We start from the raw sequence: 21,270 nt of genomic DNA, 5'->3' as shown, positions 1-21,270 counted from the left end.
GGTTATGATGGGTCTACTAAAAATAAAGGTTGATCAAATTCTACAGGTGAAGAATCATCAACTAATATTTTTACTACTTTTCCAGAAACTTCAGATTCTATTTCGTTGAAAAGCTTCATAGCTTCTATAATACAAAGTACATCACCTTCTGAAATAGTTTGCCCAACCTCAACAAACAAAGGTTTGTCTGGTGATGGTTTTCTATAGAAAGTTCCAATTATTGGCGATTTGATTGTTATGTATTTTGAATTTTCTGCTGGTGCGGTAGTTGCAGGAGCAGGAACATCAGTAACTGGTTTTACGTCACTTACTGAAGCAGCTGTTGCTTGAGGTGTTTGAGTTGGTACTGGAGCATAATGCACTGCAGCAGTATCTGGATCTGGTCCGGTTTTAATGGTGATTTTGATATCATCCATCTCCAATTTAACCTCACTTGCACCAGATTTGGCAACAAACTTGATTAAGTTTTGAATCTCTTTTATATCCATAATTTGCTAATTAATTAATTTTTGGTTTGGTTAGTTTACAGAATTATATGCCCATTTTAAATAAATAGATCCCCAATTAAATCCACCACCAAAGGCGGCAAATATTAAATTATCTCCTTTTTTTAGTTTTGATTCGTAATCGTGTAATAATAGAGGCAGCGTAGCAGAGGTCGTATTACCATATTTTTCTATATTGGTCATTACCTTTTCATCTTCTAATTCTATACGTTGAGCTGTAGCATCAACAATGCGTTTGTTTGCTTGATGTGCCACCAACCAAGTTAGATCATTTTTAGTCAAACCATTTCTTTCCATTATTTTTACTGTAGCATCCGCCATATTAAAAACAGCATTTTTAAAAACAGTTCGTCCTTCTTGAAAGGCATATTGCCCTCCTTTTTCTATAGCTTCAACAGATATAGGATATGATGATCCACCATAAGTAGCTTGCAAAAATTCCCTTCCTGTTCCATCACTTCTTAAATATTCGTCTTGTAAACCAAGCCCTTCTGTGTTGGGTTCAAATAAAACAGCACCAGCACCATCTCCAAAGATAATACAAGTTGCTCGATCTTTATAATTAATTATTGAAGACATTTTATCAGCTCCAATTAATAAGATGCTTTTATATCTGCCAGATTCTATATAACTAGCTGCAACAGACATGCCATATAAAAAACTTGAACATGCCGCATCCATATCAAAAGTAAACGCGTTTGTGGCTCCAATTTCTGAAGCGGTATATGACGCCGTAGATGCAGCTTTCATATCTGGTGTTGCAGTGGCAACAATAACAAGTTCTATTTCTTTGGGGTCTAAGCCTTTTTTGTCAATGAGATTTTGGGCGGCTTTTATAGCCAAATAGGAGGTTCCTTTGCCATCATCTTTAAGAATTCGACGCTCTTTAATTCCGGTTCGGGAAGTTATCCACTCGTCGTTTGTGTCAACCATGGTTTCAAGTATCTGATTGGTTAACACATATTCTGGCACATAAGCACCTACAGCTGTAATTGCCGCAGAGATTTTACTCATAACTTTATAGTTAATTTGACCAAAAAATCATAAGAAATTCATGAAAATGCTCAAAATTTCTTCAAATTAGTGAATTTTGGTCTAATATTATACAAATTAAGTGGTTTTTGAATTGCTATGAAAACATATCATAAAAAAAACGCTCACATGTGAGCGTTTTTTTTATATGCGCGCATAATAATTATGCTAAATTTTCTACAGTTTCAGAGTTGTCAATCAAAACTTGACCTCTATAATATAGTTTTCCTTCATGCCAATGTGCTCTGTGGTATAAGTGAACTTCGCCTGTTGTTGGGCATGTAGCAATTGTTGGCGCAGTTGCTTTGTAATGAGTTCTTCTTTTGTCTCTTCTTGTTTTAGAGATTTTTCTCTTAGGATGTGCCATTTTATATATTTATTTATCCGTTAATAGTTTTTTTAATGTATTCCAACGAGGATCTATATCCTCTTCTTTTATTTCTTTTTCTGGGTCCATTTTAGGACTCAATTCTTCTAATTTTTTAAGTATGTCCGAGTTTAATGTTCCATCTTTTACGCCTGGATGTACTCGTTTAATTGGTACAGTAAGCACAATTAATTCATAGATGTATTGTTGTATATTAATTTCATAAGCACCATGTGGAAGGATTAGAATATCTGTATCTTCATCATTATATTCATCTCCAAACTTAACCACTAAATCAAATTCATTTTTAATTTTTTGGTCGTAAGGCTCGTTAGTTAAATCACAATTTATATTAACTGTTCCAGAAATTTTAAAATGTAATTCCATTAAGGTTGTCTTTTTATTAAGATCAACTTTAACCTTAATAGCTACATCATTAAAATCTTCATACTCAAAATATTCAAAGAACGTTTTCTCAATATCATAATCAAAGTGATGTGAGGCTATTTTTAATCCAACAAATGGGATTGTGAACTCTTTTAATGGCTTCATTATCACATCTAATTTGAGCCTGCAAATATATAAATTTTTATTTAAGTGGCATTACTTGTAAACTTTTTTTTGTTTATAAGTTTTGTTAGATGATATTAGACCTTTTTAATAGTCTTAATTATCGCTTAAAGCTAGTGGTAAATTAATTGTCGTAGTCTTTTCTTTCTCCTTTTTTCAATGGATTTGAAGTGAGCTCCTTATAATCTAATCTGTTTTTAAATATTTGAATGGCCATAAAAACCGCTTCTTTAAATGAGTTCTCGTCTGCAATGCCTTTTCCTGCAATTTCATAAGCAGTGCCATGATCTGGTGAGGTTCTTACTTTGCTTAATCCAGCAGTATAATTAACACCTTGTCCAAATGACAAAGTTTTAAAAGGGATTAAACCTTGGTCGTGGTAAGAGGCTATTATGGCGTCGAAATTTTTATAGTTATTGGAGCCAAAAAAGCTATCGGCCGCATAGGGACCATAAACGAGTTTGCCACTTTCTTTAAGTTTATTAAGAGTGGGCCTCATAACGGTGTCGTCTTCATGGCCAATAACGCCATTGTCTCCTGTATGCGGATTGATACCCAAAACAGCAATTTTTGGCCTATTGATATTAAAATCTTTTTCAAGGGAATGATATACCGTGTTTATTTTTTTTTCAATCAATTGGGACGTAATGTGCTCTACGATGTCTTTAACAGGAACATGGTCTGTTAATAATCCTATTCTTAATGAGTCCGATACCATAAACATGAGGCTTTCACCTTCTAATTCTTTTGCTAGATAATCGGTATGACCAGGGAAATTAAAATCTTTAGATTGAATGTTATGTTTATTAATGGGTGCTGTTACTAAAACATCAACGTCTCCATGTTTTAAAGCTTTTGTGGCTGCTTGTAGCGATTTTATGGCGTATTCACCAATTTTTAAGTCTTCTTTTCCAAAATCGATGGTTACTGTTTCATTCCAACAGTTAAACACATTCACTTTTCCAAAAGCTACTTCATTTATTTTATTGATGTCATTAAAATTGATTTCATATTTGAAATGATTTTTTAAATAAGCTATCGTTTTAGACGATGCAAAAATAACAGGCGTACAAAACTCCAAGATTCTGTCATCTTCAAAAGTTTTCAAAACCACTTCTCCACCAATACCATTTAAATCGCCAATTGATATTCCTACAATTATATTTTCTGATTTCTTCATTAAGAATGATAACTTTTGTTCGTAATTTTATGCAAATTTAACTAAATAAACAGATAATAATATGTTTACTGGAATTATTGAAGAGTTGGGGGTTGTATCGAGTTTAAAACAAGAGTTTGATAATATTCACATAACCATTAAGAGTGGCTTAACCAATGAATTAAAAATAGACCAAAGCATTGCCCATAATGGTGTTTGCTTAACTATAGTTAATATAAACAATGACGAATATACCGTTACAGCCATAAGGGAAACTTTAGATAAAACGAATTTAAAATTTTTAAAAGTTAATGATAAAGTAAACCTTGAACGAGCCATGAAATTGGGGGATAGGCTTGACGGACATTTGGTGCAAGGACATGTGGACCAAACCGCTGTTTGTACCTATATAGAAGAAGTAAATGGCAGCTGGATGTTTACTTTTAAATATGACGCATCGCTCAATAATATAACTATTGAGAAAGGATCGATAACCTTAAATGGAACGAGTTTAACGGTCGTTAATTCTAAAACAGACAGCTTTAGTGTAGCAATAATACCGTATACTTATAACCACACAAATTTCAATTCATTTAAAATTGGTACTACAGTGAATTTAGAATTTGATGTTTTAGGAAAGTACGTGGCTAAACTTTTAAGCTTAAATCTACTAAATAAATAGTTTAATTGTTTTTTAAAAGTTTTTTAACTCCATATATTAAAGCAAGGCAAGCCCCTATTAATACACCGCCATCGATTGGAGTACCGGGTGGAGGAGGAGCTCCAGGTGGGGGTAATTCTTGAGCAAAGCATAAAACACTTATTAATACAAATAAGATTGAGGCAATTTTCCTTTTATTTTGTATCATCATGGGGTCACAAATGTATAAAAAAAAGAGAACTAACAAATATTATCTTACAATTAAACCCAAAAACATCCATTAAACGTATAAATTATCGATAAAATACACTTAAATGAGAGTTCACTACAAATGTGGTTAACGAATTTTTTTGATAAAAAAGTATGAAAACATAACAATTAATCCCTCAAATTTCTTTTTTATTTTCAAATATATTAAATCTAAGTTCTAATAAATCATCTAGTTAAAAGATTTTTGTAAATAATTCGAATATTTAAAAAAACAGAAATTTACTAGCCATTTTCTATAAAAGCATCATAAAGTAAGGCTAAAATTCGAATTTTAATTGGACGCTTATGCTTTTGCTTTCGGGAGTTTTAACGGTCTCTGTATTTAAATTTGAAATAGCAATACCTAACAATCGTACAGAATTATTTAATTTTTCTTGAAATAATAAATCTTTAGCAGTTTCAAGAATTATTGATTTATCACTAATGAAATAGGGTAATGTTTTGCTTCTGGTTTGAAGGGTAAAATCGCTATATTTTATTTTTAAAGTGATTGTTTTTCCGGATACTTTACTTTTTGATAAACGATTAGACACCTCATTTGCAATATGTTCAAGTTTTTCTAACATAAAAATTTCACTGGATAAGTTTTCTCCAAAAGTACGTTCAGCCGCTAATGATTTTCGGATTCTGTTTGGCTTAACCTCGCTATTATGAATGCCCCTAACCACATAATAATAGTATCTTCCGGATTTTCCAAAATGGGTATCTAAATAGTCGATGGTTTTTAATTTTAAATCCATTCCAGTAAAAATCCCCAATTGGTACATTTTTTCGGCAGTCACTTTGCCAACGCCATAAAATTTCCGAATATCCAATTGTTCCAAAAAGGGAATGACATCTTCTGGAGTCACTGTTTTTTGCCCGTTAGGCTTATTATGATCACTGGCAACTTTAGCAATAAACTTATTAATGGAAATACCAGCCGAGGCCGTTAAACCAATCTCCTTGTAAATACGTTCTCTTATTTCTTTAGCGATTAATGTGGCGCTCGGATTTCCTTTTTTATTTTCCGTAACATCTAAATAGGCTTCGTCAAGAGACAGCGGCTCCACCAAATCAGTATAATCATAAAATATTTTTTTTATTTTTTTAGATATTTCAGCATATCTTTCAAAATGAGGTCTTACAAAAATAAGTTCCGGACATAACTTGGCTGCTAAATTTCCTGACATGGCACTTTTAACACCAAATTTTCTGGCCTCATAACTCGCCGCACTTACAACGCCACGTTTTCCACCACCACCTACAGCAATGGGCTTTCCCTTTAGTTCTAGATTATCCATTTGTTCGACAGACGCAAAAAAGGCATCCATATCTATATGAATAATTTTTCTAATTGGTAAATTGGTAGACATACTGTAAATTTATGCATTCCTGCGAAGGCAGGAATATCGATTTATTAGATTTGTAAAAAAAAATTAATAAGATATCCACTTTCGTGGACATTATTATGATTGAAATAGAACGTAAATTTTTAGTAACTTCAGATAAGTATAAAACGGAAGCATTTAAACAATCAAGAATTGTCCAAGGCTTTTTAAATACAAAAAAAGAACGAACTGTAAGAGTTAGAATTAAAGGCGATAAAGGATTTTTAACAATTAAAGGGGAGTCCAACAGCAATGGATTGTCTAGATTTGAATGGGAAAGGGAAATATCCATAATTGAGGCTGAAAATCTTTTAAAGCTATGTGAAAAAGGGGTTATTGAAAAAATTCGTTATGAAGTGAAGGTAGGAAACCATATTTTTGAGGTAGATGAGTTTAATGGAGACAATACAGGTTTGGTTATGGCAGAAATTGAATTAGCAAGCGAAACAGAAATTTATGAAAAACCAAATTGGCTTGGCGAAGAGGTTACGGGAGATATACGCTATTATAATGCTCAATTAAGTAAACAGCCTTATAAAATTTGGTAGTAATTTAAAATATACATATGAAGAAATTAATTTTGTCAACTTTAATATTAGCCTTTCTTTTTTCTTGTAAAAAGGAATCTGATGGTAAACATTTAAATGAAAAAATGGATAGCTTGGAAGTAAATAGTAAACCTATGGACACTTTAGGTTTAGAAAAAACCAATAAAAAATCTACCAAAGAATTAAAAGCAGAACTTACTGCTAAAGGTTTTCAAACGTTTGATTATGTTGATGAAAAAACAAAAGACACCATTATAATGCAGCAATATTTCATAGTATTTTTAAAATCGGGACCAATTAGGTCACAAAATGAGGAAGAGGCAGAACTATTACAAACTCAACATTTAGCACATTTGTCTAAAATGTATGAGCTAGGTTATGCCGATATTTCTGGGCCTTTTGGAGATAATGGAGATATTCGTGGTATTACTATTTATAATGTGCCAACACTTAAAATGGCAGATAGTTTGGCAAAGTCCGATCCAATGGTTGAAAAAGGAAGATTAACAGTGGAAGTACATCCTTGGTGGGCAGCAAAAGGATATGCTTTAAGGTAATGCTAAAAATTTTAAGAGCCCTTTTTCTACTTATAAATGTTATAGTAATCTTGGCATTATTAACCATTCACTTTATTATAAGAGATAATGGTTTTTATGAACCCTTGTTTTTTTACATTTTTCCTTTACCCATAATTATTGGTATTATTTTGTTTTTTTCCTTATTTATTGGTAAAAAAAGAAGAAAATATAATTTAATTCTAGCTGGATCATTGTTACTTCTTTGGTTAGGGAGAAGCTTTAAAATTCATTTTTCAGATGACATAAGTAAAGCTGATTTAGAAGTTGTTTTTTGGAACGCGTCTCGTGATAATAGCTTTGAAGAGGCTTTTGTTGAAAATAAAGGAATTCCTGATGTTTTAGTTTTAGTTGAACCTAAAACAACCGATATTATAAGCTTAAAGCAGCAATTTGCCGATTATTACATCTATGATATGAAAGGTAACATATATTTATTCTCAAAAACACCTGTTACAATTGAAAAAGAAGCAACCTCTAAACGTAATTCAACAGTTGTAAACTTCAAATCCAGGGATATTGATTTTTATGCTGTTGATGCACAAGGCAGTCCAGATTTGCCAAGAAGAGGGGAGATGCAATTTATCGATTCACAGATTGATAAAAAAAGTAAAGCCATTATTTTAGGGGATTTTAATTTACCATACGAATCTGGTCTTTTCAAAAATATAAAGAAGAGTTTTAATCAAGCGTTTAACGAAAAAGGTAATGGGTTTAGAGAAACTTGGTTTTGGAACATCCCCTTACTTTCCATAGACCATATTTGGGTTTCCAAAGATTTAAAAATTCTTAAAACCGAAAAGATAGGAACTTTTAAATCAGATCACAGTATGCTTAAAACGTATATCAAGAGGTGACTTTATCTAAATAAGAATTGTATTCCCTTTCTACGTTACAAATTTTAACGTTATACCAATTATACCAATCTTTTTTCCCTTTCAATTGTGCTTGTAAATGATCACTTTGTTGCTTCCAGTTTTTTATGTCTTCTAAACTTTCCCAATAACTTACTGTTATTCCAATTTGATTTCTTGCACTATCCATACCTAAAAAACCGGGCTGCAATTTTGCTAATGTTTCCATTTTTTCTGCCATTTCATTATAGCCTGCAATATGGTCTTTTTGTATGGATGTAAAAATGACCGCGTAGTAAGGTTTAAAATCTTCCATTTTATATATTCTATTAAACCAAAATTAAAGCTTATACTTATTAATTTCAGTATATTTTATAATGATTTATTCACAATATGACTTTAATTGTAATCATAGGATTCGAACCTATTTTAATTGGTATCTTAGTAATAATTTATTTAGAACATTAAAATAAGCACCAATGAAAGAACCATTTACCCATTTTGATATAGATAAAACCCTGAAAAGTTTAGGCTTAAAAGATATAAATGAAGGCACTTCAACAGGGTCACACAATTTTTCTGGTAAGGAGTTATTAGAAAGCTATTCACCAGTTGATGGGCAATTAATTGGAAAAGTTGCAATCACAACTCAAGAAGATTATGACAAGGTAATGAATGCTGCTTCAAAAGCATTCAAAACCTGGAGAACGGTTCCAGCACCAAAACGAGGAGACATTATTCGCCAATTAGGGGATAAACTACGTGAAAAAAAAGAAGCTCTAGGAACGCTGGTCTCTTATGAAATGGGCAAGAGCCTGCAAGAAGGTTTGGGAGAAGTTCAAGAAATGATTGATATCTGCGATTTTGCTGTCGGGTTGTCTAGACAGCTTCACGGATTTACCATGCATTCTGAAAGACCTGGCCATCGTATGTACGAACAATATCATCCGTTAGGAGTTGTTGGTATTATTTCGGCATTCAATTTTCCGGTCGCAGTTTGGGCTTGGAATACTGCTTTGGCTTGGGTTTGTGGCGATGTATGTATTTGGAAACCCAGTGAAAAAACACCTTTGTGTGGAGTTGCTTGTCAAAATATCGTAACCGAAGTGTTATCTAACAATAATTTACCAGAAGGCATTTCAAACTTAATTAATGGGGATTATAAAGTTGGCGAATTTATAACAAAAGATAATCGAATTCCTTTGATTTCTGCTACTGGCTCCACGCGAATGGGAAAAATAGTGGCGCAAGAAGTGGCGGCCCGTTTAGGTAAATCGTTATTGGAATTGGGAGGAAATAATGCCATCATTGTGACACCGGATGCCGATATTAAAATGACTGTCGTTGGTGCTGTTTTTGGAGCTGTTGGTACGGCGGGTCAGCGTTGTACATCCACCAGACGCTTGATTATTCATGAAGATATTTACGAAAAAGTTAAAGCAGCTATTGTCGATGCTTACAAACAACTTCGAATAGGCAATCCGCTAGATGAAACCAATCATGTAGGACCACTAATTGATAAAGATGCTGTTAAAATGTATCAAAATGCCCTAAAGCAAGTTGTTGAAGAAGGCGGAAATATTGTGGTTGAAGGAGGTGTTTTTTCTGGGGAATCTTATAAAAGCGGTTGTTATGTAAAACCTGCAATCGCCGAAGCAAAACCAGCATTTAAAATAGTACAGCACGAAACTTTTGCACCTATTTTGTATTTATTAAAATATTCTGGAAGTGTGGATAATGCTATCGACATACAAAACAATGTTGCACAAGGGTTAAGTTCTGCGATAATGACTAATAATTTGCGTGAAGCAGAACTGTTTTTATCAGTTCAAGGGTCGGATTGTGGCATTGCCAATGTCAATATTGGCACATCGGGAGCAGAAATAGGAGGCGCTTTTGGGGGAGAGAAAGATACAGGTGGCGGACGAGAGTCGGGTTCTGATGCTTGGAAAGTATATATGCGCCGACAAACCAATACTATAAATTATACTACTGAAGTTCCTTTAGCACAAGGCATTAAATTCGATTTGTAAATTTACAGCAATATTAAAAATATTTAGTCAGTATTATCTTTCATTTCTTATACTAATTAAAAAAAATGCCCAAAAACATAGAACTTGAATTAGCCTGGGATTTTGTTGAAAAAACAGATAGAAATGTATTTTTAACAGGAAAAGCAGGTACAGGAAAAACGACGTTTTTACATAAATTAAAGGAAAAATCTTTTAAAAGATTGGTGGTAGTTGCTCCTACGGGAGTTGCAGCTATTAATGCCAAAGGGGTTACTATACATTCGTTTTTTCAAATGGCTTTTGGTCCCATTTTGCCTGAGGAAGCTGGATTTCATAATAAAGAGTCTGGGTTTCAAAGGAAATTTAATAAGACCAAAATTGATATTATAAAATCGCTAGACCTATTGATTATTGATGAAATCAGTATGGTTCGTGCAGATTTATTAGATGGCATAGACGCTGTTTTAAAACGCTACAAAGACAGAACAAAGGTCTTTGGGGGTGTGCAAGTACTCATGATTGGTGACTTACAACAACTTTCCCCAGTAGTGAAGGACAATGAATGGGATTTACTAAAACCATATTATGAAACGCCTTATTTTTTTAGTAGTAAGGTTTTCAAAAGTTGTAACCCAATTAGCATTGAATTAAAACATATTTACAGGCAAGATAATGAGGTGTTTATTAAAATTTTGAATGAAATCAGAAATAATAAACTCACAAACCAGTCGGCAACACTTTTAAATAAACGGTACATTGCCGATTTTGTTCCTGCTAAAAATGATGGCTATATAACACTTACCACCCATAATAATAGAGCCAACGAGATGAATAATCTGGAGTTGCAAAAAATTAAAGATTCAAGTTATTTCTATAAGGCTGAGGTTGATGGCAATTTCCCTGAATATTCGTATCCAACCCATGAAACACTCGAGTTAAAAAAGGGAGCGCAGGTCATGTTCGTAAAAAATGATAGCACGCCCGAAAAACGTTATTTTAATGGAAAAATAGGCAAGATTATTCATTTAGATAAAGAAGAAATTAAGGTAAGGTGCCAAGGAGATGATTTTGATATCGTGGTGACTCCAGAGCTTTGGGAAAATATTAATTATAGTATCGACCCAGAAACTAAAAAAATATCGGAAACCGTCGTAGGCGCTTTTTCGCAAATGCCGTTACGACTTGCTTGGGCGATAACCATTCATAAAAGCCAAGGGCTTACCTTTGAAAAAGCGATTATTGATGCACAAGCGTCTTTTGCGCATGGGCAGACTTATGTGGCATTAAGCAGATGCAAAACGCTTGAAGGTATTGTTTTAAAACATCCCATTAACAAGAACAGTATTATTAACGATTTGCGGGTAACATCGTTTACTGAAACGGTTGAAAATAACCCGCCAAGTGAGACAGTTTTAAATGAATCCCAAAAAAAATATCAACTTAGTTTAATTGAAGAATTGCTTAATTATTATGCGTTTTTACAACCTGTAAATAGGATTTTAGATGTGTATTATAAAAATTCCAGTAGTATAAAAGGCCATATTGTTGAACCATTAACAACCATTAAAGAAGAAGGTATAACCAAATTATTAAAACTAAATACCAGTTTTATGGCTCAACTAAAAGCATTGAGTGTTGATGTTATGGAACCAGAGAAAAATACTGTTATTCAAGAAAGAATCAATAAAGCTTTGGCATATTTCACAAAACATACAGAAGACTTTATAAAAACACCCTTAAACACCCTAACATTTGCCACAGAAAACAAAGACGTTGATAAAGAAATCAATAAACATTTAGATGAGATTGAAGAGCAATTAGCAACTAAATTATATTGTTTGAATGGTTTAAAAGAGTATTACAGTAGCTTAACTTATTTAGAGATAAGAGCCAAATCGGTTTTACAAAAGTCCAAAACAACACCCATTAAAATAGAACGTAAAGACACCACAGAACATCCTATTTTGTTTGAACAGTTAAAAGCCTTGCGAACATCATTTGCCGATGCAGAAAACGTGCCTCCTTATGTTATATTTACTCAAAAATCTTTGTACGATTTATGCGAAATGCTTCCCACAAACAATAAACAGTTGCTCGCTGTAAATGGCATGGGGAAAGTGAGAGTAGAAAAGTATGGAATGAAAATTTTGGATATAATTAAAGCATTTTGTGATGCTAATTCTATAGACTCGAATACCATTCTTGCCAAGAAAGAAAAACCTAAAAAAGAAGATACAAAAAAAGTGTCGCTTGACTTATTTAAAAGAGGATTATCTATTTCCGAAATTGCCAAAGAAAGAAATTTTGTAGAAACAACCATTCAAGGTCATTTGGTACATTTTATTCCAACGGGAGAAGTTAAAATAACAGATTTAATGCCTGAGGAAAAGTATGAGGAACTTAAAATAATCATACAGCAAACTACTTTTGATAGTTTAACGGAACTTAAAAATAAAATTGATGATAAATTCACGTATAATGAAATGAGAATGGTTGCTAATAATTTGGAGTTGTTGTAATAAAGATTTTAAAAAAAACCTTGTCTCCGATCCAGTTGTTTTAGGGGAAGACAAGGTATATATAAATGATTAATAGCTATACGAAGATAATTATTATTTGAATACTTTTGATATGTTGAGATGAATTTAAAGTTAAATAAATGTAAAATAAATTTTAGCTTTAACTATATTTCACTTTTCTCAAAATCCGCATAGACTCTTTGTGAATATTGTATAAACCCTCATTATAATTCTTTAAATATGGTTTCACTTCATTAAGTTTATCAATAGCTTCGTGAAATAAATTCAGGTAACAAATTAAGTAAGTGCCCGGTAAATTTTTTAAATCATTTTCTTCGCTAATAGTTAGTGTCAAACCTTTTTTAAGTTTTTCTAAGATAGCATTGTTACTATTATAAATATGGAATAGTGTTTTTTTATCAAATTGAGGCGGTTCAAATATTAAGGTTGTATCAATATTATAATTGGCATTGTTTTCAAAACGAATGATGGTTTCCTCTAAAGGGTAAAATTTATAATTATTATGAAATCCAAGTTGTACATATTCTATAATTTTAAAAGTGTCTTCATTATAAAAAATAGAAACTTCATCTAGGGTAGAAAAAAACAATCGTACCTGTTCATTTATAAGCTCAATATCTACTCTGGAATAATAAACCTCTTTTTTAACTACTTTTTTTTGTCCAGACCAACACAACACAAAATATTCTTTAAATACTTTGTATTTTGGGCTATAGTCCACGCGCTTTTTCAAAAAATCGAATACACCATTTAAGGTGTGTTCTATGTTATTTTGAGCGTTGTTTTCAATAGCTTCAACAATTTTAGAGTTGATGTCTTTAATCTCGATATCAAAGACTTTTGGCATGCTCATGCTGCCATCTCTTAGGAATACAGAGCCGCCATAATATTTCCAAATATTTTTTCGCAATGACGTTATTTTACCAGTTGGTCTAATGGTTACCAAACCAACAACCTTATCATCTGGTAAATGGGGGAAAGGAATATTCTCGTATTGCACGACGGGTGCATTGGTTAAATAGGCATTAATAAGGTTTTGTATTTTACTATCATCAAAAAAATCAACACCAACAATGTTGTTGCTTGAGTCGTCCACACCAATAACAATGTATGAGTTGTTTTTTGGATTGCTATTGGAGAGCGCACAAATATGCTTTAAAAACTTTGCCTTTCCTTCTTTTTGGCTAATATCAACTCTCAGTTTTTTATCGTAAAAACTATTTTCGTCATTATGGGCCAAAAGGTGTTTTATAAGTAGGCGTTTGTTAATCATCTGGAGATTGTCTATTCTTTATTTTTATTCTTTATTTGAGTTCAATCAAATTTTGAGCCCTTGCGTTCGGAGCTTTTAAGATAATTGATAAATTTTGATAATTGATTTATTAAATTTTCAGCATCATTATTAAGTTTGTTGAAAGTACTTTCATCTATATGATTCCGTCGAAAACATCTTAATAATTGCGACTTGCTTTCGCTACAAGACCCACGTGAATAACTCAAAAACATGATGAATTCTTTGTTTCCGCCTCTGCCAAACCCTTCGGCAATATTATCCATTATCGAACCAGAAGAGCCATTAATTTGTTCTCTTAATTTATAATCTTTATTCAAAGAAGTATTGCAGATAATTTCCAAAATAGCATCACTAAATAGGGTTGCTTCTTTATAAATCGCTAAACTTTCAAATGAACTGTGGTGCGCCATATTACTTGAATAAACAATAAAAATAAACAATGGCATTCATATTCATAATTCCTTTTTCAAAATAGTACAACTAGCCTGCGCCGTTGGAAACACCAACAAATCGGCAATATTAACATGGTTGGGCCTGGATACTACAAAGTAAATGATCTCTGCAATATCTTCGGCTTGCAAAGCTTCAAAACCTTTATAAACATCATCAGCTATTTTATCACCTTTAAATCGAACTTTTGAAAATTCTGTTTCTACCGCTCCAGGGTTTACTGCGGACACTTTAATGCCAAACGGATTTAAGTCTATGCGCATTCCTTCAGTAATAGCCAAAACCGCGTGTTTAGTGCCACAATATACATTCCCTTTTGGGTAGACTTCCTTGCCAGCAGATGAGCCAATATTAATAATGTGTCCAGACTTCCTGTCTATCATTTGAGGCATAATAGCTTTGCTTACATATAGCAATCCTTTTACATTAATATCTATCATAGCATCCCAATCATCCATATTTCCAGATTGTATGGGGTCTAAGCCATGGGCATTTCCTGCATTATTTATAAGGATATCAATGTGTTTAAAATCTTCGGGGAGTGATTCGATAACTTTAAACGTTTCAATTTTATTACTAACATCAAAATTTAGTATGTGAACTTTGGTAAGTTTTTCTAATTCCTTTTTTATAGCGATTAATCTGTCTTGTCTTCTTCCGCATAGAATTAGATTTATGTTATGTTTGGCAAACTCATAAGCTGTAGCCTTACCAATACCACTAGTTGCACCTGTTATAAGAGCGGTTCTTGTCATTTATTTAATATATACTTTTGTATAAAATCTTCTTAGAATAAGATGATTTATGTAATTCACATTATAAAAATACTTAAAACTGGTTAAATATTTTAAAATTGTTTGTTATTGTGAAGTTTATCTGTCAGAATGGATTTGGTTCATAATATTAATAGATTTTTTTTAAAATGTAAATAACTAAATATTAATGTATTGGCGGCTAAATGACAAAAGGATTCAAAAAATATAGTCTTCAACAGTTGGGTTAGACGTATATATAGTTACTATGAATTTAAAAAACAAAAACTTATGAAAGCATTTATGAAATTAAAACTGGTTGTTTTATCACTTTTATTAATAACATTTTTTTCGTGCGATAAAGAATCAGGCAATAGTCCTAATGCCTCAGATCCAACAATATCTGTAAGATTGGTTGATTCGCCTGGCGATTTCAAAGCAGTCAATGTTGAGGTAGTTGACGTGATGATTAAAATGGACGATGACAGTGATGATGAAAGTGGATGGATATCCCTTGAAGCACAAAACGAAACAGTAAACCTTTTGGATTTTACTGGAGGAGTTAGCAAAGTATTAGTTGATAGATTCCCTATACCAACGGGAACTTTAAAACAAATGAGATTGGTATTAGGTGATGGAAATACTATTGTTATTGAAAACGACCAAGCAATTGACGAGGAATTCGATCTTAAAACACCAAGTGCACAGCAATCTGGTTTAAAACTTAAAACGAATGCTGTTATAGAAGAAGGGTTTACCTATGACTTTGTTTTAGATTTTGATGTAGAAAAATCTATTGTATTGAGTGGGAATTCAGATAATATTATTTTAAAGCCCGTTTTATATGTAAGTACAGAGGTTAGTTCTGGAATCATTGAAGGAACGGTTACACCTACCGATGTGCCTTCTACAGCATCAGTATTAGTTGATGACAAAGGAACGCCTGAAACAGAGGATGATTTTGTTATATCTGCTTTAACAGACTCAACAGGTGCTTTTGCTTTATGGGGAGTTCCTGCAGGAACATATGAAGTTATGGTAACTCCTTTAGATGAAGAGTCCAATTATGCTTCAGGTAGTGCAATAGATGTTATTGTAGTTAATGGAGAAATCACAACAATTTCAGACCCAATAGAGCTAATGCTTAAACCAGGCTCAATAAGTGGAGATGTAACCAACGATATTGTGGTATCCGTTACTTTAAAAGATAAAGTTACAGAGGAAATAATAGCGACAATAGATTCAAATGAAAATGGTGAATTTCTTTTTGAAGATGTTACTGTTGGCACATATGTAGTAACTATTAGTGCAACTAATTTTGTTTCTCAAGATATAGATGTTACTGTAGAGACAGGTACCGAAACTACAATGGAAGTTGTTACTTTAGTAGCAGAATAATCATTAACAATTAAAATAAAATTAAAAGAGCATAACCTTAGGTTATGCTCTTTTTTTTAACCTATAATTAACGCTCCCAAATTTTAACATTTAACCAATTATTAACAGCAACCCAAGAAAAATTTTAACAATTTGCATGGCTCAAATAAGGTCTGTATATTCGGGCTTTAAAAAACTAAAAAATGATGGAAGATACAGGTACAATAGATATTAAGTCTATTAACGAAAAAATTGAAAGGGAGAGTGCTTTTGTTGATTTGCTTATGTTAGAGATGAACAAAGTTATTGTTGGACAAAAACATATGGTTGAACGATTACTTATTGGTTTATTGGGACAGGGACATATATTATTGGAAGGTGTTCCTGGTTTAGCAAAAACATTAGCTATTAACACCTTGGCACAAGCCGTTCATGGAAGTTTTAGTAGAATACAGTTTACCCCAGATTTATTGCCTGCAGATGTTACAGGAACATTAATCTACAACATGAAGCTCAATGATTTCTCTATAAAAAAAGGGCCTATTTTTGCCAATTTTGTGTTAGCAGATGAGATTAATCGTGCGCCAGCAAAAGTACAATCGGCATTATTAGAGGCCATGCAAGAAAAACAAGTGACTATTGGTGATGAAACCTTTAAACTTGACAAACCTTTTTTAGTAATGGCAACCATGAACCCTGTGGAGCAAGAAGGAACGTACCCGTTGCCAGAAGCACAAGTAGACCGTTTTATGCTAAAAACAGTGATTGATTATCCGAAAATTGCTGAAGAGCAGTTAATCATGAGAGCGAATATGAGAGGAACTTGGGATAAAGTAAATCCAGTAGTTTCAGCCGATCAAATTTTAAATGCTCAAAAAGCTGTTCGTGAGGTTTACATGGATGAGAAAATTGAAAAATACATACTAGATATTGTTTTCGCAACACGTTACCCAGAAAAGTATAAACTTGCCGATTTAAAACCATTAATTTCCTTTGGAGCATCACCTCGTGGAAGTATCAATTTAGGAACCGCAGCAAAATGCTATGCTTTTATTAAACGCCGTGGTTACGTCATTCCAGAAGATGTTCGTGCTATAGTTTATGATGTTTTAAGACATAGAATAGGGATTACTTACGAAGCTGAGGCCGAAAATGTGACTTCCGTAGATATCATCAATAAGATTATAAACGAGATAGAAGTACCTTAATCCCATCCTAAATCCTTCCCCAAGGGAAGGACTAGATTTAGATGGAGCTTAAAACTAAAAAAGCCCTCTTTCTTTTGGAGAGAGGGTTGGGAGAGAGGAAAAATGGATACTAAAGAATTACTAAAAAAAGTACGAAAAATAGAGATTAAGACACGCCGATTGTCTGATCATATTTTTGGGGGTGAATATCATTCTACCTTCAAAGGGCGTGGTATGACTTTTAGTGAAGTGCGCCAGTACCAGTTTGGTGACGATGTTAGAAATATAGATTGGAACGTAACGGCTAGATACAGCGAACCCTTTGTAAAGGTTTTTGAAGAAGAACGCGAGCTCACCATGATGCTTATGGTGGATGTTTCGGGTTCTGAGATGTTTGGTACTGTTGAACAATTTAAAAATGAAATAGTTACTGAAATAGCTGCAACTTTGGCGTTTTCTGCAACCCAGAATAATGATAAAATAGGGTTGATTTTGTTTTCAGATAAAGTAGAACTCTATATTCCGCCAAAAAAAGGTCGCTCCCACGTGCTTCGCATCATACGGGAACTTATTGAATTTAAACCGGAAAGTAAACGAACGAATTTAGTGGAAGCCTTAAAGTTTTTATCGAATGTGATGAAAAAAAAGGCAATTGTATTTGTGTTATCCGATTTTATTGCTGACGATTACCAACAAACCATGAAAATTGTTTCGGGCAAACATGATGTAACAGGCATTCGAGTTTACGACAAGCGAGAAGAAGAGATACCAAACTTAGGGATCGTACAAATGGAGGATGAAGAAACAGGCGAGTTCATGCTTGTAAACACCTCATCAAAGAAAATAAGGTTGAATTACGGGAAGTATTATCAAGAAAAAGTGAACTATTTCAAAGATAGTTTCACAAAATCAGGAGCAGGTACTATTGATTGTCGTGTGGACGAAAGCTACGTAAAAAAAATGTTGGGGTATTTTAAAAGAAGAGGATAATTTTAAGTTAAAAGTTAAAAGTTAAAAGTGAGAAGTTTGAAGTTTGAAAATGTTGTATTTTATTGGAAGAGGTCTTGGGTCTTGGGTCTTGGGTCATTGCACATCGGTCATCGGTCTTTGGTCTTTGGTCTTTGGTTTTTGGTCTTTGGTCTTTTCTCTATTTCCTCCTTTTCACAAGTAAAATCGTCTATAGATTCCACAAAAATCAAAATTGGTGAGCAAATTATCTATAAAATTGAAGTTGAAACCAATCCAGGTAATTTAGTAGTATTTCCAGAAGGTCAAACGTTCATGCCCTTAGAAATGATTGATTCGTATCCAATAGATACCATCAAAAATAAAGACAAGTATAACCTTATAAAAAAATATGGATTAACGCAGTTTGACTCTGGAACGTATACCATTCCGAGACAAAAAATTATCATCACCGACAAAACATTTTTAACCGATTCTTTAAAAGTTGAGGTTAATACCATAGTTGTAGACACCACAAAACAAGGATTGTATGATATAAAACCCATTATTGAGGTTAAAGAAATAGGAAGCGATTGGTGGAAATATTTGCTTTACACGTTGTTGGCTTTAGCCATTATCGGCGGTCTATTATATTGGTTCATATGGCGAAAAAAACCACTCACGGAAGCAGAACAAATAGCATTGCTTCCACCGTATGATAGAGCAAAATTAGCTTTAAAAAAATTAGATGAAGCTCATTATCTAGAAAATGAAGCGATAAAGGATTATTATTCTGAACTGACTTTTATCATTAGAAAATATCTGGATGAAAAGGTTTATGATAGAGCTTTAGAAAGTACTACAGACGAGCTTATATCCCGATTAAATTTATTAAAGGAAGGGAACCAAATAGATATCAGTAAAGAAGATATTAGAAATCTTGAAAGCATTTTAAAACGTGCCGATTTGGTTAAGTTCGCAAAATCTGCTCCAGATATTGAATTGGCAAAACTGGACAGAAACACGATTGATATAGAAATTGACCATGTTAAAAAAGCCCTGCCCGAACCCTCAGAGGAAGAAAAACTTTTAGATGCTAAATACAAAGAAGCCTTAGAACGTAAAGCCAAGCGTAAAAAGATTATCCTAACGGTGGCGATATGTGTTTTTCTACTATTGGCTACCATCACTGGATTTTCAATAAAATATGGTTTCAGTTATGTAAAAGATACCATCATTGGGCATGATACCAAAGAATTATTGGAAGGCGAATGGGTAACTAGCGAATATGGTTTTCCGCCCATAACAATTTCAACACCTGAAGTTCTAAAGCGTTTTGAAGTAACAATTCCTGATGATTATCAAGGAAAAATGAAACTTACAACGTTTGGTTTTGAAAAAATAGGTCAGTTTACCCTATTGGTCTCTACCAGCACACTTGCCCAAGCCCAAGATAGTTTAGATATAAATAATGCCATAGAAGGCAATTTAAAAACTTTGGAAAGTCAAGGCGCAAGAAACATTCTAACGCAAAATGACAAGTTTTCTACCCCAAATGGTGCCGATGGGGTTAAAACCTCAGGGACCATGCAATATCCATTACCTGGGACTCAAAATTTTATTGATGGTAAATATGTGTTGTTAAGCTTTGTTGCCAATAATCAAATCATTCAACAAGTTACGATAGCATGGCGACAAAATGATGTGTATGCAGATGATATGGTAGAGCGTATTTTAAATTCAGTCGAACTTAAAAAAGCTGAGGAATGATGTTTGAAGGAATAGACTTTGTAAATAAAGAATTTTTTTGGTTGTTGTTGGCTTTGCCTTTGGCTATACTGTGGTATATATTAAAGCATAAAAGCCAAACAGCCGAACTTAAAATATCGAGTTTAAAAGGTTTTAAAATAACTAGATCGGCTTTGCCAAAATTTAAGCATGCATTATTTGTGTTGCGTTTATTGGCATTGGCCTTATTAATTACGGCCCTTGCAAGACCCCAAAGGGTTGATACCTCTACCAAAACAAAAACAACTCGAGGTATAGATATCGTTATGGCAATTGATGTATCTGCCAGTATGCTTGCCAAAGACTTATCACCTAATAGATTAGACGCTTTAAAAGAAGTGGCTTCAGAATTTATAAAAGGAAGACCAAATGATAGAATAGGCTTGGTGGAATATGCAGGAGAAAGTTATACTAAAACGCCTATTACTAGCGATAAAGCAATCGTTTTGCGTTCTTTAAACGACATAAAATACAACACCGTTATTGAAGGTGGAACAGCGATTGGCATGGGTTTGGCAACCGCCGTTAACCGTTTAAAGGACAGTAAAGCTAAAAGTAGAATTATTATTTTGCTAACTGATGGGGTTAACAACTCTGGATTTATCGACCCAAAAATAGCCAGTGAACTAGCGGTTGAGTATGGCATTAAAGTTTATACGATCGGTTTAGGGTCTAACGGAATGGCGTTATCTCCAATAGGTATAAACTCCAGAACAGGTGATTTTGAATATGCCCGTATACAAGTAGAGATAGACGAAGCCTTATTGAAAGAGATAGCGAAAGTAACAGGAGGCACTTATTTTAGAGCAACTAATAATCAAAAGCTAGAAGACATTTATAATGAAATTAATAAATTGGAAAAAACAGAAATTGAAGAATTTAAATATTCAAATTATCAAGAGCTATATCGTCCATTAGTGCTTTTAGCATTAGGATTATTGTTTTTGGAATTTTTGTTAAGACACACGTTATTTAGAAGTTTTGTGTAGTAGAAAATAGATGAGAGACATTAG

The 21,270-nt window shown here is 33.2% G+C and carries 22 protein-coding genes; 11 read left to right on the top strand and 11 right to left on the bottom strand.

Translation table 11 applies throughout. From position 1 onward, the window contains the following. Positions 1–2 precede the first annotated feature (2 nt). The 5 genes from accB to pdxA form a co-directional block, all read right to left on the bottom strand. Positions 3–488, bottom strand: coding sequence for an acetyl-CoA carboxylase biotin carboxyl carrier protein (gene accB / locus CSW08_RS10490; RefSeq protein WP_106659835.1), 486 nt, complete (start codon positions 486–488; stop codon positions 3–5). Between the two features lie 30 nt (positions 489–518). Then, a complete protein-coding gene (locus CSW08_RS10485) occupies positions 519–1,520 on the bottom strand; it encodes a beta-ketoacyl-ACP synthase III (RefSeq protein WP_106659834.1) in 1,002 nt (333 codons plus the stop codon). 181 nt (positions 1,521–1,701) lie between these two features. Next, complete coding sequence (gene rpmF, locus CSW08_RS10480) at positions 1,702–1,905, bottom strand: 50S ribosomal protein L32 (RefSeq protein WP_106659833.1); 204 nt, start codon at positions 1,903–1,905, stop codon at positions 1,702–1,704. A 9-nt stretch (positions 1,906–1,914) separates the two neighbouring features. Further along, complete coding sequence (locus CSW08_RS10475; protein ID WP_106659832.1) at positions 1,915–2,457, bottom strand: YceD family protein; 543 nt, start codon at positions 2,455–2,457, stop codon at positions 1,915–1,917. A gap of 142 nt (positions 2,458–2,599) precedes the next feature. Continuing rightward, complete coding sequence (gene pdxA / locus CSW08_RS10470) at positions 2,600–3,655, bottom strand: 4-hydroxythreonine-4-phosphate dehydrogenase PdxA (RefSeq protein ID WP_106659831.1); 1,056 nt, start codon at positions 3,653–3,655, stop codon at positions 2,600–2,602. Positions 3,656–3,716: 61 nt separating this feature from the next. Here pdxA and CSW08_RS10465 point away from each other — a divergent pair, with 61 nt between their 5' ends. After that, positions 3,717–4,316, top strand: a complete 600-nt coding sequence (locus tag CSW08_RS10465) for a riboflavin synthase (protein WP_106659830.1) — start codon at positions 3,717–3,719, stop codon at positions 4,314–4,316. A 1-nt stretch (position 4,317) separates the two neighbouring features. On the opposite strand, the gene CSW08_RS18510 is transcribed toward CSW08_RS10465, so the two are convergent. Further along, the gene (locus CSW08_RS18510) at positions 4,318–4,503 is read right to left on the bottom strand and encodes a PID-CTERM protein-sorting domain-containing protein (protein WP_394337030.1); all 186 of its coding nucleotides are present in this window, start codon (positions 4,501–4,503) and stop codon (positions 4,318–4,320) included. A gap of 319 nt (positions 4,504–4,822) precedes the next feature. Continuing rightward, positions 4,823–5,920: a DNA polymerase IV gene (gene dinB, locus CSW08_RS10455; protein ID WP_106659828.1), complete on the bottom strand. Its 1,098-nt coding sequence runs from the start codon at positions 5,918–5,920 to the stop codon at positions 4,823–4,825. A 95-nt stretch (positions 5,921–6,015) separates the two neighbouring features. Between dinB and CSW08_RS10450 the strand changes: the two genes are divergently transcribed. Genes CSW08_RS10450 through CSW08_RS10440 form a run of 3 tightly spaced genes read left to right on the top strand, consistent with a single transcriptional unit; the run spans position 6,016 to position 7,915 of the window. Beyond that, positions 6,016–6,483, top strand: coding sequence for a CYTH domain-containing protein (locus tag CSW08_RS10450; RefSeq protein ID WP_106659849.1), 468 nt, complete (start codon positions 6,016–6,018; stop codon positions 6,481–6,483). Positions 6,484–6,500: 17 nt separating this feature from the next. Continuing rightward, on the top strand, positions 6,501–7,040 hold the full coding sequence (locus tag CSW08_RS10445) for a YciI family protein (RefSeq protein WP_106659827.1): 540 nt from the start codon (positions 6,501–6,503) through the stop codon (positions 7,038–7,040). After that, positions 7,040–7,915, top strand: a complete 876-nt coding sequence (locus tag CSW08_RS10440; protein ID WP_106659826.1) for an endonuclease/exonuclease/phosphatase family protein — start codon at positions 7,040–7,042, stop codon at positions 7,913–7,915. The genes CSW08_RS10445 and CSW08_RS10440 overlap by 1 nt, the downstream gene beginning before the upstream one ends. Here the strand turns inward: CSW08_RS10440 and CSW08_RS10435 are convergent. Continuing rightward, positions 7,905–8,228 carry an antibiotic biosynthesis monooxygenase family protein gene (locus CSW08_RS10435; protein WP_106659825.1) on the bottom strand — a complete coding sequence of 108 codons (324 nt, stop codon included), beginning with the start codon at positions 8,226–8,228 and terminating at the stop codon, positions 7,905–7,907. The genes CSW08_RS10440 and CSW08_RS10435 overlap by 11 nt on opposite strands. Before the next feature lie 163 nt (positions 8,229–8,391). On the opposite strand from CSW08_RS10435, the gene amaB reads away from it, so the two are divergent. After that, positions 8,392–9,945, top strand: a complete 1,554-nt coding sequence (gene amaB / locus CSW08_RS10430; RefSeq protein WP_106659824.1) for an L-piperidine-6-carboxylate dehydrogenase — start codon at positions 8,392–8,394, stop codon at positions 9,943–9,945. A 65-nt stretch (positions 9,946–10,010) separates the two neighbouring features. Then, a complete protein-coding gene (locus CSW08_RS10425) occupies positions 10,011–12,443 on the top strand; it encodes a helix-turn-helix domain-containing protein (RefSeq protein WP_106659823.1) in 2,433 nt (810 codons plus the stop codon). Positions 12,444–12,603: 160 nt separating this feature from the next. Here the strand turns inward: CSW08_RS10425 and CSW08_RS10420 are convergent, their stop codons facing one another. The 3 genes from CSW08_RS10420 to CSW08_RS10410 are packed head-to-tail and all read right to left on the bottom strand — an operon-like array spanning position 12,604 to position 14,963. After that, positions 12,604–13,737, bottom strand: coding sequence for an ATP-binding protein (locus CSW08_RS10420; protein WP_106659822.1), 1,134 nt, complete (start codon positions 13,735–13,737; stop codon positions 12,604–12,606). Between the two features lie 41 nt (positions 13,738–13,778). After that, positions 13,779–14,168, bottom strand: a complete 390-nt coding sequence (locus tag CSW08_RS10415; RefSeq protein ID WP_106659848.1) for a four helix bundle protein — start codon at positions 14,166–14,168, stop codon at positions 13,779–13,781. A gap of 42 nt (positions 14,169–14,210) precedes the next feature. Further along, a complete protein-coding gene (locus CSW08_RS10410; protein ID WP_106659821.1) occupies positions 14,211–14,963 on the bottom strand; it encodes an SDR family NAD(P)-dependent oxidoreductase in 753 nt (250 codons plus the stop codon). Between the two features lie 288 nt (positions 14,964–15,251). Between CSW08_RS10410 and CSW08_RS10405 the strand changes: the two genes are divergently transcribed. From CSW08_RS10405 to CSW08_RS10385, 5 genes are all read left to right on the top strand, one after another. Further along, the gene (locus tag CSW08_RS10405) at positions 15,252–16,358 is read left to right on the top strand and encodes a DUF4382 domain-containing protein (protein ID WP_106659820.1); all 1,107 of its coding nucleotides are present in this window, start codon (positions 15,252–15,254) and stop codon (positions 16,356–16,358) included. Positions 16,359–16,543: 185 nt separating this feature from the next. Beyond that, positions 16,544–17,545, top strand: a complete 1,002-nt coding sequence (locus CSW08_RS10400; RefSeq protein ID WP_106659847.1) for an AAA family ATPase — start codon at positions 16,544–16,546, stop codon at positions 17,543–17,545. Positions 17,546–17,647: 102 nt separating this feature from the next. Further along, complete coding sequence (locus CSW08_RS10395) at positions 17,648–18,514, top strand: DUF58 domain-containing protein (RefSeq protein ID WP_106659819.1); 867 nt, start codon at positions 17,648–17,650, stop codon at positions 18,512–18,514. A gap of 36 nt (positions 18,515–18,550) precedes the next feature. Continuing rightward, positions 18,551–20,239, top strand: a complete 1,689-nt coding sequence (locus CSW08_RS10390; RefSeq protein ID WP_238987244.1) for a BatD family protein — start codon at positions 18,551–18,553, stop codon at positions 20,237–20,239. After that, entirely contained in the window at positions 20,239–21,246 is a 1,008-nt protein-coding gene (locus CSW08_RS10385; RefSeq protein ID WP_106659818.1) for a vWA domain-containing protein, read from the top strand. Before CSW08_RS10390 ends, CSW08_RS10385 begins: the two co-directional genes overlap by 1 nt. Positions 21,247–21,270 lie beyond the last annotated feature (24 nt).

It is taken from the genome of Confluentibacter flavum (assembly GCF_002843175.1).
GTDB lineage: Bacteria > Bacteroidota > Bacteroidia > Flavobacteriales > Flavobacteriaceae > Confluentibacter > Confluentibacter flavum.
Note: the sequence above shows the minus strand (reverse complement) of the source record. Positions and strands in the feature narration are given on the sequence as shown.

Excerpts from the sequence above, each read along its gene's own strand:
- accB (WP_106659835.1), bottom strand. The coding sequence starts at position 488 with ATGGATATAAAAGAGATTCAAAACTTAATCAAGTTTGTTGCCAAATCT.
- CSW08_RS10485 (WP_106659834.1), bottom strand. The coding sequence starts at position 1,520 with ATGAGTAAAATCTCTGCGGCAATTACAGCTGTAGGTGCTTATGTGCCA.
- rpmF (WP_106659833.1), bottom strand. The coding sequence starts at position 1,905 with ATGGCACATCCTAAGAGAAAAATCTCTAAAACAAGAAGAGACAAAAGA.
- CSW08_RS10475 (WP_106659832.1), bottom strand. The coding sequence starts at position 2,457 with ATGAAGCCATTAAAAGAGTTCACAATCCCATTTGTTGGATTAAAAATA.
- pdxA (WP_106659831.1), bottom strand. The coding sequence starts at position 3,655 with ATGAAGAAATCAGAAAATATAATTGTAGGAATATCAATTGGCGATTTA.
- CSW08_RS10465 (WP_106659830.1), top strand. The coding sequence starts at position 3,717 with ATGTTTACTGGAATTATTGAAGAGTTGGGGGTTGTATCGAGTTTAAAA.
- CSW08_RS18510 (WP_394337030.1), bottom strand. The coding sequence starts at position 4,503 with ATGATACAAAATAAAAGGAAAATTGCCTCAATCTTATTTGTATTAATA.
- dinB (WP_106659828.1), bottom strand. The coding sequence starts at position 5,920 with ATGTCTACCAATTTACCAATTAGAAAAATTATTCATATAGATATGGAT.
- CSW08_RS10450 (WP_106659849.1), top strand. The coding sequence starts at position 6,016 with ATGATTGAAATAGAACGTAAATTTTTAGTAACTTCAGATAAGTATAAA.
- CSW08_RS10445 (WP_106659827.1), top strand. The coding sequence starts at position 6,501 with ATGAAGAAATTAATTTTGTCAACTTTAATATTAGCCTTTCTTTTTTCT.
- CSW08_RS10440 (WP_106659826.1), top strand. The coding sequence starts at position 7,040 with ATGCTAAAAATTTTAAGAGCCCTTTTTCTACTTATAAATGTTATAGTA.
- CSW08_RS10435 (WP_106659825.1), bottom strand. The coding sequence starts at position 8,228 with ATGGAAGATTTTAAACCTTACTACGCGGTCATTTTTACATCCATACAA.
- amaB (WP_106659824.1), top strand. The coding sequence starts at position 8,392 with ATGAAAGAACCATTTACCCATTTTGATATAGATAAAACCCTGAAAAGT.
- CSW08_RS10425 (WP_106659823.1), top strand. The coding sequence starts at position 10,011 with ATGCCCAAAAACATAGAACTTGAATTAGCCTGGGATTTTGTTGAAAAA.
- CSW08_RS10420 (WP_106659822.1), bottom strand. The coding sequence starts at position 13,737 with ATGATTAACAAACGCCTACTTATAAAACACCTTTTGGCCCATAATGAC.
- CSW08_RS10415 (WP_106659848.1), bottom strand. The coding sequence starts at position 14,168 with ATGGCGCACCACAGTTCATTTGAAAGTTTAGCGATTTATAAAGAAGCA.
- CSW08_RS10410 (WP_106659821.1), bottom strand. The coding sequence starts at position 14,963 with ATGACAAGAACCGCTCTTATAACAGGTGCAACTAGTGGTATTGGTAAG.
- CSW08_RS10405 (WP_106659820.1), top strand. The coding sequence starts at position 15,252 with ATGAAAGCATTTATGAAATTAAAACTGGTTGTTTTATCACTTTTATTA.
- CSW08_RS10400 (WP_106659847.1), top strand. The coding sequence starts at position 16,544 with ATGGAAGATACAGGTACAATAGATATTAAGTCTATTAACGAAAAAATT.
- CSW08_RS10395 (WP_106659819.1), top strand. The coding sequence starts at position 17,648 with ATGGATACTAAAGAATTACTAAAAAAAGTACGAAAAATAGAGATTAAG.
- CSW08_RS10385 (WP_106659818.1), top strand. The coding sequence starts at position 20,239 with ATGTTTGAAGGAATAGACTTTGTAAATAAAGAATTTTTTTGGTTGTTG.